Source organism: Paenibacillus sp. FSL M8-0212 (assembly GCF_038004645.1).
In the GTDB taxonomy this organism is placed as follows: Bacteria; Bacillota; Bacilli; order Paenibacillales; family Paenibacillaceae; genus Paenibacillus.
Genome location: NZ_JBBORP010000001.1, coordinates 3,675,906 through 3,687,298 on the forward strand (window position 1 = coordinate 3,675,906; position 11,393 = coordinate 3,687,298).

The 11,393-nt window shown below is 43.4% G+C and carries 13 protein-coding genes; all 13 read left to right on the forward strand.

The genetic code is table 11. The features are described 5' to 3' along the window. Positions 1–12 precede the first annotated feature (12 nt). The 13 genes from MKX68_RS16290 to MKX68_RS16350 all read left to right on the forward strand — a co-directional run bounded on the left by MKX68_RS16290 (position 13) and on the right by MKX68_RS16350 (position 11,389). Positions 13–489, forward strand: coding sequence for an ABC transporter permease (locus tag MKX68_RS16290; RefSeq protein WP_145153667.1), 477 nt, complete (start codon positions 13–15; stop codon positions 487–489). Between the two features lie 27 nt (positions 490–516). After that, positions 517–1,011, forward strand: a complete 495-nt coding sequence (locus tag MKX68_RS16295; RefSeq protein ID WP_145153664.1) for an ABC transporter permease — start codon at positions 517–519, stop codon at positions 1,009–1,011. Between the two features lie 32 nt (positions 1,012–1,043). After that, the gene (locus MKX68_RS16300; protein ID WP_340912938.1) at positions 1,044–1,424 is read left to right on the forward strand and encodes a hypothetical protein; all 381 of its coding nucleotides are present in this window, start codon (positions 1,044–1,046) and stop codon (positions 1,422–1,424) included. Between the two features lie 13 nt (positions 1,425–1,437). After that, complete coding sequence (locus tag MKX68_RS16305) at positions 1,438–1,986, forward strand: hypothetical protein (protein ID WP_145153661.1); 549 nt, start codon at positions 1,438–1,440, stop codon at positions 1,984–1,986. Continuing rightward, on the forward strand, positions 1,973–2,956 hold the full coding sequence (locus MKX68_RS16310; RefSeq protein WP_017692345.1) for a hypothetical protein: 984 nt from the start codon (positions 1,973–1,975) through the stop codon (positions 2,954–2,956). Before MKX68_RS16305 ends, MKX68_RS16310 begins: the two co-directional genes overlap by 14 nt. A 30-nt stretch (positions 2,957–2,986) precedes the next feature. Then, complete coding sequence (gene essC / locus MKX68_RS16315) at positions 2,987–6,991, forward strand: type VII secretion protein EssC (protein WP_340912941.1); 4,005 nt, start codon at positions 2,987–2,989, stop codon at positions 6,989–6,991. Between the two features lie 128 nt (positions 6,992–7,119). Continuing rightward, positions 7,120–7,389 (forward strand): WXG100 family type VII secretion target, encoded by a 270-nt coding sequence (locus MKX68_RS16320; protein WP_190945006.1) that lies wholly within the window; start codon positions 7,120–7,122, stop codon positions 7,387–7,389. A gap of 74 nt (positions 7,390–7,463) precedes the next feature. Next, on the forward strand, positions 7,464–8,213 hold the full coding sequence (locus tag MKX68_RS16325) for a vWA domain-containing protein (protein ID WP_145153652.1): 750 nt from the start codon (positions 7,464–7,466) through the stop codon (positions 8,211–8,213). Positions 8,214–8,231: 18 nt separating this feature from the next. Then, positions 8,232–8,513, forward strand: coding sequence for an EsaB/YukD family protein (locus MKX68_RS16330; RefSeq protein ID WP_076210973.1), 282 nt, complete (start codon positions 8,232–8,234; stop codon positions 8,511–8,513). A gap of 38 nt (positions 8,514–8,551) precedes the next feature. Next, entirely contained in the window at positions 8,552–9,910 is a 1,359-nt protein-coding gene (locus tag MKX68_RS16335; RefSeq protein WP_340912946.1) for a protein kinase domain-containing protein, read from the forward strand. A gap of 21 nt (positions 9,911–9,931) precedes the next feature. Then, positions 9,932–10,741 (forward strand): hypothetical protein, encoded by an 810-nt coding sequence (locus tag MKX68_RS16340; RefSeq protein WP_340912948.1) that lies wholly within the window; start codon positions 9,932–9,934, stop codon positions 10,739–10,741. Next, a complete protein-coding gene (locus tag MKX68_RS16345; RefSeq protein ID WP_150364197.1) occupies positions 10,742–11,017 on the forward strand; it encodes a WXG100 family type VII secretion target in 276 nt (91 codons plus the stop codon). It abuts the gene before it with no gap. Between the two features lie 12 nt (positions 11,018–11,029). Continuing rightward, a complete protein-coding gene (locus tag MKX68_RS16350) occupies positions 11,030–11,389 on the forward strand; it encodes a WXG100 family type VII secretion target (protein ID WP_339298013.1) in 360 nt (119 codons plus the stop codon). Positions 11,390–11,393 lie beyond the last annotated feature (4 nt).

Below are 11,393 nucleotides of genomic sequence, written 5' to 3' on the forward strand. Positions count from 1 at the left end.
ATTGATTTTTTCATGGAAGAAAATACAGGCGTCGGTATACGGGTCGCAGCCGGGATATTCCTCACCATCATGTTGATTACAATTGTAGTTATTATTACGATTTCATCGCAGGATGCGGCGAAACAAGGACAGACAAAGATGGCTGCAATCACGACGCAGTTGTCGGATACGGAGTATCAGACGTATAGCAATACCACTTTGTCAGGTAGCCAGGTGCTGAATGCAGTGCGGCAATATATGAATCAAGAGCAATTTGGTGTGCAGGTCATAACGGGAAAACAAAAACCTACACAGCCTAAAGGTACTTTTTACGGCGATGTATTTAACGACATCGGAGAGATAACTCCCAATAGTGGTGGTATTTTGAGCCTTGCTAATGCTGAGAAGCAATCTGCTAATGAATATATTAATCCAAGTGGGAAGTTTAGATCTTCTATTGTAAGAGATAAGAATAATATGATTAGAGGCATTGTTTTTGAACAAGAATAGCCAAAATAAAAGTGAGGGCTGATAAACTTGGAAGAGAATACAGGCGTCGGTATTCGAGTGGCGGCGGGCATATTCCTAACAATTATGTTGATTACAATTGTAGTTATTATTACGATTTCATCGCAGGATGCAGCAAAACAGGGACAGACCAAGATGGCCGCGATTACGACACAACTATCGGATACGGAGTATCAGACGTATAGCAATACTGTCTTATCAGGTAGTCAGGTTCTAAATGCAGTTAGACAATACATGAATCAGGAACAGTTTGGTATCCAGGTTATTACGGGGAAACAGAGAGCTGCAGGTGACTCCGTAGGTAACTATTATGGTAATACTTTTGGAGTTGAAAATGGAATAGTAAGTACTATGAATATTGATCAAGATAAAAAGACAAGTTTAGTGAATGCCGAGGATCAGGCGAGTCCCCAATATATTAATCCAAGTGGGAAATTTATATCTAGTATAGTGAGAGATGGTAATAATATGATTAGAGCTATTAAATTTGTGCAACAAAATTAGATAGTTCTGACTCAATTCGAAGGAGGTCTCCAATGAGCGAAACGATGGAAAAGTTCATACTGGTCGCTGCTGAAATCAGCATTCTGATCGTGGCTTGTATGTTCGCTCTTGGAGGCATTCAGTCTCAGGATGCGGCAGTTAACGTTACGCATAAATCCGCAGTAAATGAAGAGCGAAGGTTGTTCACAAGTCTTGAAATTACGGAGCAAGTTACCTATACGGGTGCAGAGGTTCTTCAAAGCATAAGACAAATGAAAACCTTGGACGCCAATATTCGTGTAGTTAATAAATACTTCTATAGTTCAGATGATATTGAAAGTATTGATGTATCAGGAGTCGATCTCAATCGAACCTATGTTGTTTCATATATTCGAGACAGTCAAGGCAAAGTACAAACCATTGTTTTTACATAAAGGGTGAGCTAGTGTGGAAAACTCTTTCTCCAAAATATTAGGCATTTTCATTGCCATCGTGTTGTTATTCTTGTATCCGTTGTTCCAACAGGCTCAAAGACAGGATGACTTGTCTCAGATTGTTATTCACTCAGCTGTGACTACATTCGTGGATTCCGCTAGAACCAAGGGGTATATCACTCCTGAGATGTATCTAGAGTTCAACCAAAAGCTCGGAGCTACGGGGAATCAGTATGACATCCAGATGGAACATTTACACAAGAAATATAATCCGGAATATACCGATCCGGCTAATCCGGCTACATTCCGTGATAGTTTCACGACCTACTTCGATGGTCATTATAATCAGGAAATTATGCAGAGGTTGTTTCCCAATAGCCCAGCATCTGATCTAAATCGTAGATATGTCATGGCGGTAGGTGACTTCTTCACCGTGAAAGTGAAAAATGTTAATCGCACCATGGCTACAATCCTTAGTGATGTTTTTACTGGAGGCATCACGGATGGCAACGTTAAGGTCTATGTTCCTTACGGGGGAATGGTAATCAATGAAGATTACTAATCTGGCAATATTGTTTATCTGTATCTTTGTCCCTTTTTATCTAGTCATGGATTTTCGAACAGGAGACCAAAAAACGGCTCAGGCCTTATCTGATCAATATTCAGCTTCACTGCATACTGCAGTTCAGGATGCTTCTCAGATGTTAAATATGAATGTACTCCAAGAATATGAGGCGGGTTATCAGTCGAGAAAATTCTTCTTTGCGAATAAAGAGAGAGCGCTGGACACTTTCTTTCGCACACTCTATTTGAATTTTGATGTTGTCAATGACCCTGTTAGACAGGGAGCTCTTGCCGGATATATTCCAGCAGTTGCCGTCATTGATTACGATGGCTATGACTTGTACGCAGTGGATGAGTACAGGGATGCCAATGGCGAGAGGGTATTCAAGCATATGTGGAGACCGAAGAAACCATATTCGTACTCGGACGACAGAGGTAACAGTATTAATTTCACGTTGGACAGTTATGTATATGCGTATGATTCTTACGCAAAGGCTTGGGTTGAAGGGTTCCGTGAAGATTTGGAGGGCACAACCAACATTCCTTTATTAGACAATGCAGCCAATTTTGAAGCGATGCGAAAAAGTGTCATCGTGAAAAGTATTCAACAGGATCTGGCTTATTATATAAACAAACATAATGAGTACGCGACTCGGTACGGAGTCCATTATACCTTTAGCCTTCCACAAATTTCACAGGAAGAATGGATCAACTCCATCGATGACATTGGAATTATGGCATTTATCCAAGGAATTCCGATAGGGGACCAATTCTATAACAACTATGCTCTTGGTGGAGGCCGACTGGTCAAGAAAACAGAGATTAAAGGCGCTGTCGATCTGACAACCGGTATTAAATACTACTACCCTAGTACATGTTCTTATGGTTATCGGGAAGATGAGACCTTCTCAAGTGAAAGAGATGCAGCAGCAGCAGGTTATTATCCGAAGGGTTGCATGAATCGCTAAAAAATACGTTGAAGAGGAGGCAGACTGAGCATGTCCCATTTTTTTTATAAGAGATCGCCTAGGATTATTAAGGAAACATCGGGAGAGGAAGTGGAAATTTTCTCCCCGCCTTCACTTCCTCAACCACCACAACTGAACATTATCTCGATTATGGTTCCCATCATGGTTACAGTTGCAGGTGGAGCGGCAATGATGACTTTTTACCAAAGTCGGGGGAATGGGCAATTTGTAACTGTGCAGATGATTTCCCTCTGTATGATGGTCGTTTCGTATTTTGTTCCTGTACTGGTTCATTTTCAGAGTAAAGCAAAGCATCGCAAGAAAATTAAAGATCGTGAACGTTTATACGACAATCATATCAATGAGAACAGGGAAACGCTGCAGAACTGGAAGAACGAATTGATTTTGAATTGGCACCAAACCCATTTGGATCCACAATTTTGTATCAATATGGTCAAGGAGCGAAGCTCTTCGGTATGGGAGCGAATTCCACAGGATTTCGACTTTTTGAAAGTTCGCGTAGGCATTGGAACCGTGCCAAGTAACTTCGACATTACAATACCTAAGCAAAACGGGGTAGAGAAGGATCCGATGCTTGAAAAAGCGAGGGAAATGACGGAGAAATTCACTACAATTACGAATGCTCCCGCCTTGTTGGACTTGAGTAAATATCGCATTATCGGACTTGTTGGCAACGAAGAAGAACTAAATATGTTCTGTCGTACTGTTGTGACCCAACTTGCGGCACATCATGCACCGGACGAGCTTAAAATGGCCGTATTTATGAATAAGATACAGCGAGAAAATTGGGACTGGATGAGGTGGATTCCCCATGTGTGGAACGACACCCGTTCGGGCAGATATCTGTTCGAAGAACGTGGATATCAACCTCAATTGATGGAGCAATTATTTACGATGTTACAGCGTCGTCAATGGTTAAACAAGGGCGAGAAAGCACTCCCGTTTTACGTCTGTTTCCTGCCGTTCATTGAGATGCTGGAGCATGAACCTATTCTTCCTTTGATGATGAAGAGCTCAGAGGTCATTGGTGTCTGCAGCATCGTACTTGCACCGAGCAAGGACGTTCTTCCGAAGGAATGTGAACTTGTTATTGATTTACATTCGGCTGAAGGGGTCATGCGTTCAACGAATGTAACGGGTGGTTCTGCTGGCGATGCTACCTATGCCAAGCCTAAGGATGAGATCCCATTTGTACAACCCTTCAAATCAGATCAGATGACACTGGAACAAGCAGATCAATTTGCACGTCAGATTGCTCCGTATCGGATCAAGCGGAATTCTGCGGATGAGATTGTAAATGTACTGACGTTGTTTGAACTATTTGGAATACAGAATATAGAACAGTTTCATGTGGAAAACAATTGGCAGAAGTCACGTTATCCCAATACCCTTCCTTTCCCTGTGGGTGTTAGAGGGGGGAAAAAACCGGTTCTTCTGAACCTTCATGACAAGATCGAACGTAAAGGGCATGGTCCTCACGGACTCATGGCAGGGACGACCGGTTCAGGTAAAAGTGAAGTTATTCAATCCATTATTGCATCACTCGCGGTTGAATATCATCCCCATGATATGGCGTTTATGCTGATTGACTATAAGGGTGGGGGCATGTCCAACACGTTCCAGGAATTGCCTCATGTTATTGCCACAGTAACCAATCTCGAAGAAGAAGGATTAATCGAACGTTCTAAGGTTTCCCTTAAAGCCGAGCTTAAACGAAGACAGCGGTTATTCATTGCTGCTGGTAATGTACAGCATATTGACGAATATTATCTTACAGAGTGGAAAGATCGGGATCCTCTCCCGCATCTATTCATCGTCATCGATGAGTTTGCCCAACTGAAAAAAGACCAACCGGAGTTCATGAGTGAATTGGTTTCCATTGCGGCTATTGGTCGGACATTGGGAGTGCATCTGCTCTTGGCAACCCAGAAACCAGGCGGCGTTGTAGATGATAAAATCTGGAGTAACTCCCGTTATAAAGTCTGCCTTCGAGTTCAGGACGAAAGTGATAGTCGTGAGATGATCCGAATTCCGGATGCTGCTCATATTACAAACCCGGGTCGTGGTTTTCTACAAGTCGGTAGTAATGAAGTATTTGAATCCGTTCAATTCGCATGGAGCGGTGCTCCGTATCGACCAGATCAGAGTATTACGCAATCTGACCGCAATATGTATGCTTATGAATTAGATGGACGCAAGACCAAGTTAAGAGACCAGCTCGAGTTGCTTCAGGAAACAAAACCTGCTGAAGAAAAGACACTCAGTAAAAAACAATTAAACGTTCTTATTGAGCATATCGCGATGAAAGCAGAACGCGAAGGTATTCAGCGTCTACCAGGTCCTTGGCTGGAGCCATTGCCTAATCATCTGACCTTGGAAGATCTGGCTGTTAGTTCCAGTGAACCAGGTAAAATTTTGAATCCGCAAGTTGGACTTATTGATGATGTAGTGAACCAAAGACAATTTCCACTTCGGATCGATCTCGAATCAGGACATTGGCTAATATATGGTATGCCAGGTACGGGGAAAACAACATTTATCCAGACCTTGCTCTATTCACTGGCAATAGAAACCACACCTGATGATGTGAATATCTATGCGCTCGATTTCGGAAGAATGCTGAAGGATTATACTCTATTACCTCATGTAGCGGATGTCATTCAGGATGATCAGGAAGAGAAGATGAACCGATTGTTCAATTATCTGGAAGAGACCATTAGTAAGCGCAAAACGCTGTTTGCTGAAACAGGAGTGAAATCCAGACTGTCTTACTGTGCTGAAACAGGAAATACGCTGCCGGCCATACTAGTCATTATCGATAGCTATGTTAGTTTCCGAGGGCAGTTCGAGAAGCTTCATGAGAAGCTGGATCCTCTGCTGCGTGAAGGTCCGGGACTAGGCATATACTTTGTAGCAACGATCAACCGTATTTCCGATATGTTGGAACGAATCCGCAGTAACTTTCCGAATGCTGTCTCATATATGCTTGCAGATGCAGGGGACTATAACTATGCCGTAGGAAGGCTGAACAAAGCACCAACACAGATGCCGGAAGGAAGGGCCTTTGTGAAGGGAACAATCCCTCCATATGAATTCCAAACAGCGTTATCCATTAATGCGGTGAATGAGTCTTCCCGTGCCAAGTTATTACGAGAACAGTTTGCAGAACTTGATGCTGCTTGTAAGACTGCTAAACCAGAGTCCATTCGAGTATTACCTGAGGTCATTGCTATTACAGAAGTGTTGAAAGATATTAATATTGTGTCTGCCCCTACGCTACCCGTTCATATGAACATTGATAGTTTGAGAATGTTGGGATGGGATATGGAAGCGGATGGTCCATATTTCATAGTTGCCGGAAGAATGGAATCTGGTAAAACGTCATTGCTCGTCACAATAGGATTGATATCAGCCATGAAGTATTCGCCGGATGAGCTTGAACTGTATCTATGCGACTTTAGACGCACGCCTCAAGGATTGGGAGCACTGAAGGAATTAAATCATACGGTGGCATTTGCAACCAATGAGGCAACGATGGAAGAAATGATCGAAAATCTACGTACGAAACTGGAAGAGAGAGTTGCTGATCCAGATGAATTCGCTCCGAAGATGGTTCTAATGATGGATGATGTTGATTTCCTAGCTAAGCGTATCTCCAGAACGATCACAGCTCATCTGGAATACATCACCCGAAACGGACGAGAGCACGGTGTCTATATTATCGTTTCTGGGCAAGCCAATGCCATTAACCGTAATTATGATGAGTGGATGAAAGAGATTAAATCCGGTCAGATCGGTTGGTTGTTGGGTACGGCTGAATCTACAGATACTGAGCTGTTTAATATTAAAGTTCCTTTTGTCTCAGGTAGTCGAGTACTGCCGGATGGAGAAGGTTACTATATTAAGCGGAAATTCGTAAGTGTGAAAGCAGTACATGCATTTGCCAATGGGGTTGCTCAGGTTGAAGAACAAGTAGCAGAAATAAATAGAAACGCAGTTCTTGTCGTAAACTAAGACATTAAAGGAAAAAAGACTCATATATGAGTCTTTTTTCCCAAAAAATGTTTGGCAATTCACTAGTTCTTTGTATACAATAGTTAATGGGTAAAATTTATAAAAATGGTATAAAGGGGAAGATAAGAATGGCAAAGATTTTAATTACACCAGAAGAAATTGATAACGCAGGATCGAAGTTTGACCAAGCAGCACAAGAAAGCGAGCAGTTGGCTCAGCAATTGAATTCCTTGATGGAATCCATGCGCTCCCAGTGGGAAGGTATGACTTCCCAAGGATTCTATGACAGATTTGAATCCGATAAGAAGAACATGACCGTTTATGTTGAAATGCTTCGTGCAGTAGGAACAGAATTAAAAGCTATCTCAACTCGCTTCAGACAAGCAGACCAACAGTAGTAGTTACATAAGAAGCCAGGTAAACTTACCTGGCTTTTTCTATATCCAGAGTATGAAAATGTGAGGTTATTCCTATGAGTTATTCAGTACATGCGACGGGAAGCACCCCCGCTCTACTAATCTATTTAATTGATATTAGCGGTTCAATGACACTTGAGCTTGAAGGGCAACGGAGGATGGATATCGTTAACGAGGGACTTCAGACGATTATTCGCCAGATCGTCTACCGATCAACGAAAGGATCAAAAGTGTCTCCTCGTTATCGAATCGCGATTCTTGCCTACAGTGATGAAGTATACGATCTACTAGACGGTGTTAAATCTATTGATCGTATTGCTAATCGTGGAAGTCTGCCACCGCTATACCCGAAACGATTCACAGACACGGCGAAGGCATTCAAACAAGCGGAGAAGATTATTCAGTCTGAGCTTCGTAACATGGAGCACTGTCCTGCCCCTCTGATCTGTCATATGACTGATGGCATTTACACAGGGGAAGATCCTGAACCGATTGTTGAACGGATCAAAACCATGTCTGTCCCTGATGGACAAGTGCTGGTCGAAAATATTTTTATTACAGAGGATGCTTCCACTAGCCGGATTCGCGATACACGAGCTTGGAAAGGGATGATGCCGGATTCCTTCGTGGTGGATCCCTATTCGGAGAAATTAAAACGAATGTCTTCGGTTGTACCTGAAAGCTATCGCGAAATGATGATGGAATCCGGATATTCGATTCAGAAGGGTGCACTTATGATGCTGCCTGGTACAAGTAAAGACCTAATTTCACTAGGGCTGCAGATGTCTGCTTCTACCCCGATGTAACCGTAAGGAGGAGAACACATGGATCGAACATTATTGACCTTAATTATTGATGCTACTGGAAAAAAGACAGATATAGAGCTACCTAATACGATACCTTTGCATGAATTACTTGAACCCATGCTCAAAGGATTAAATGAAGGTATGGCCCTTACGTTTCAAGCATCCAACTATCGCTACTATCTTAGCAGTGATGGAAGCGAGTGGAATAGCATGGACCTTCAGCAGTCTCTGGAGGATGTAAAAGCAATGGATGGAAGCTATCTGCGCATTGAGCAGGTTAACTCCTTCTCAACAATATAATTTCGAATCATTTTTTTGTGCAAAGGGGAGCAAGAATCGTGTTTCCACCTGATATAAATACAGAACTACGAATCAGAAACCAAGTTTACAGACTGGTCCAGCACCCTCAATTCGAAGGCATGCCTTATGGTCAGGAGGGCAGGGAAGGCACAGTATACAAGCTTATTAACAGCTCGGGAGAAAACAGTGCCTTGAAGGTGTTCCGCCCAGCCTTCCGACAGCCATCTGTCATGAAGTTGACAGAGCTCATGGCAGACCTCACAGTCCACTCGGGACTGAGCGTATGGTCACGAACGATATTGAATCCGATAGAAGATATGGAGTTGCTCGGACAGTATCCTGAATTACTTTACGGTGCACATATGCCATGGATTGATGGTGTGACATGGAGTGAATTAATGCTTGGCCGAGAAGCATTATCTCGGGAACAATCAATGAAACTGGCAATGGTTTTGGTATCTACCATGGCTGTATTGGAGCAAGCTGGCATAGCCCATGCCGACTTGTCAGCTTCTAATCTGCTGATCGTCAACGCTAATCAAGAGGCGGAGGACATGTCTGTTGAATTAGTTGATGTGGAAGGAATGTACGCTAAGCAATTGGAGGAACCCGATAATCTGCCAGAGGGTGCAACGGGATATACGGCAACTTTCCTTAGAGAGTATGGGGACTGGAGTCCTCTTGCGGATCGATTTGCTGGTGGAATCCTGCTTGCCGAGATGCTGGCTTGGTCGAGTACAGACATATGTAAGCAAGCGTGGGGAGATAGTTATTTTGATCCACAAGAAATCCAGCAACAAAGTGAGCGCTATGTACTTCTTCAAGCGACGCTCGAGCAACAGTATGGCCCTGAAGTAGCAGCGTTGCTAGATCGGTTGTGGAATGCAGAGCAACTACAGCAATGCCCAACCTTTGGAGAATGGCAGATTGCACTGGCTTCAGCGAAGCAATTCGTGGAGCAAGAGGCGATTCCAACATCTGAAATGGAAAAAGAGTTGGAGCAACCAGCAGAGGAATCTAATCACTTGCCGAGTGAGTATGCTGTTAACGCTTTGAGTCACGCCCAAGAGAATCAATTGGCTCGAGCCCGTCAATTGGAACGTCAGGGGAATCTGACATCGGCCTTCTGGGAATATGGCAAGCTGATTGAGCAATTTAACGATCGTTCGCCATTTCATGTTGAAATCTCCATTGCCATGGAGCAGGTGCAAGAAGGCATAGATCAGACTGTCTTTAACCCTGAACCTAAGCAGACTCTCGTAAAAAAAGGCTGGAATCAACTGATCCAACAGAATAAACAGTCCACCTATGACCGTATGTGGATTTATGTAATAGGTGCTTCAGTTGGTGCGCTGGTTTTTGCACTGATTATTTATGTTATTGGTCTATTTAAATAGTGATTGAAGGAGTGCTTTATCTTGGAAAATGAATTAACGGAAGAGTGGTCATTTCAACTCTCTCCTGAAGAGTTTTTCTTTTTGACTCAGTTGGTAGGAGTCCGTCATATAGCTAACTTTGATGATCCTTATCGCGGGTATCTGGCTAAGGAATTGGAAGCGGAATATAAGGTGATCGAAAAGACATTTGTAGACAAAGGATATCTGGTTCCGAAGCAAGAGGGGGCTGGCTATGATATGAATGAAATGCTCGCTTATTGCATTGCTGCATGCGGCAGTGCCGATGTGATGCATGTGAGTAAGAAGATTGAAGGCACTGGGAAATACGCAGGTCACTACTATTTCACTCCTCGAATCGTTGTTGAACAAACAGTAGATGAATCAGGAGGCATTGTCCTTGTTCCTGTGGCAGACGCCCAGTTAACGTTAGAAGCTATGAAAGGGTTCTTTCCACTGACACTTCAATATAAGAGTGCGGCCAAAAAGGCGGTCATCAAAGACTGCACGTGGGATCAATGGAATCAGCTTACCGAAGTAGACCAGCGTAATAGACTGGTTCAAGCAGGGCATACGGAAGAACAGGCAGAGCTTGCATTAGACATCTTCAGTAATGGGGAGCGCTCAGGCTCCATGATGTTTATGAAGAGGCATGGACTGATGTGGCATCAGGAGGATTATCACTATGCTCAATGGGGAGACAAGCTGTATTTGGCGGTTGAATTGACGGAGGGTACGCTTCAATTCCAGCCATACAAGCCGGCCATATTGAAAAAAGCATTATTACGATTTGCGGATCAAATCGAAAAACTGGATGGGAAAGGGGTCAAATAAATGGCAGACCGTATCAAAATTGAACCTGAACGTATTAAGGAGATCGCTACCCGATTTCTGGCCAGCAGTCAGGAAAGTATTGCTTTGTCCAGAGAGTTGAAGTCATTGATCGATGGAATTACCGGGGAATGGGAGGGGAAATCTCAAGAGCGTTTCTATTCCTCTTACAAAGATGCCCATGTTCAGCTGGAAAGTGTATCAACTGTACTGAAGGATGTAGGGGACGAGCTTAAAGCCATTTCCGAGAGATTCAGTAAGGCAGATTCAATAAAGTAAGGAGATGTACATATGCCAATTCGGCCTGACGTCGGTAAACTGCGGAGCATTGCCTCCAAATTACGCAACAACAGCAACAAGCTGGAGAATGAACGCTCCAGTATTAATAGTAATGTACAGTCCATGATCTGGAAGGGGAGAGTGTATCAACACTTTATGGATGATTTCAGAGACACAACTCAACGGATGAGGCAGACAGCGGATGAAATGGAACAATTCGCACGACGACTGGAAGCGTTAGCCAATCAGTTCATGCAGGAAGATCTTGAAGAAGAGCGCAGAGAGAGAGAACGCCAGGAACGTGAGCGTCAGGAGCGCGAAAGACAACGAGCGGCCGCAGCGGCAGCCGCTGCTGCTGCGAAGAAGAAATAAGGGG

Bases quoted from the DNA above. Each gene is read 5' to 3' on its own strand.
- MKX68_RS16300 (WP_340912938.1), top strand. From the start codon at position 1,044: ATGAGCGAAACGATGGAAAAGTTCATACTGGTCGCTGCTGAAATCAGC.
- MKX68_RS16290 (WP_145153667.1), top strand. From the start codon at position 13: ATGGAAGAAAATACAGGCGTCGGTATACGGGTCGCAGCCGGGATATTC.
- MKX68_RS16325 (WP_145153652.1), top strand. From the start codon at position 7,464: ATGAGTTATTCAGTACATGCGACGGGAAGCACCCCCGCTCTACTAATC.
- MKX68_RS16350 (WP_339298013.1), top strand. From the start codon at position 11,030: ATGCCAATTCGGCCTGACGTCGGTAAACTGCGGAGCATTGCCTCCAAA.
- MKX68_RS16310 (WP_017692345.1), top strand. From the start codon at position 1,973: ATGAAGATTACTAATCTGGCAATATTGTTTATCTGTATCTTTGTCCCT.
- MKX68_RS16345 (WP_150364197.1), top strand. From the start codon at position 10,742: ATGGCAGACCGTATCAAAATTGAACCTGAACGTATTAAGGAGATCGCT.
- essC (WP_340912941.1), top strand. From the start codon at position 2,987: ATGTCCCATTTTTTTTATAAGAGATCGCCTAGGATTATTAAGGAAACA.
- MKX68_RS16330 (WP_076210973.1), top strand. From the start codon at position 8,232: ATGGATCGAACATTATTGACCTTAATTATTGATGCTACTGGAAAAAAG.
- MKX68_RS16320 (WP_190945006.1), top strand. From the start codon at position 7,120: ATGGCAAAGATTTTAATTACACCAGAAGAAATTGATAACGCAGGATCG.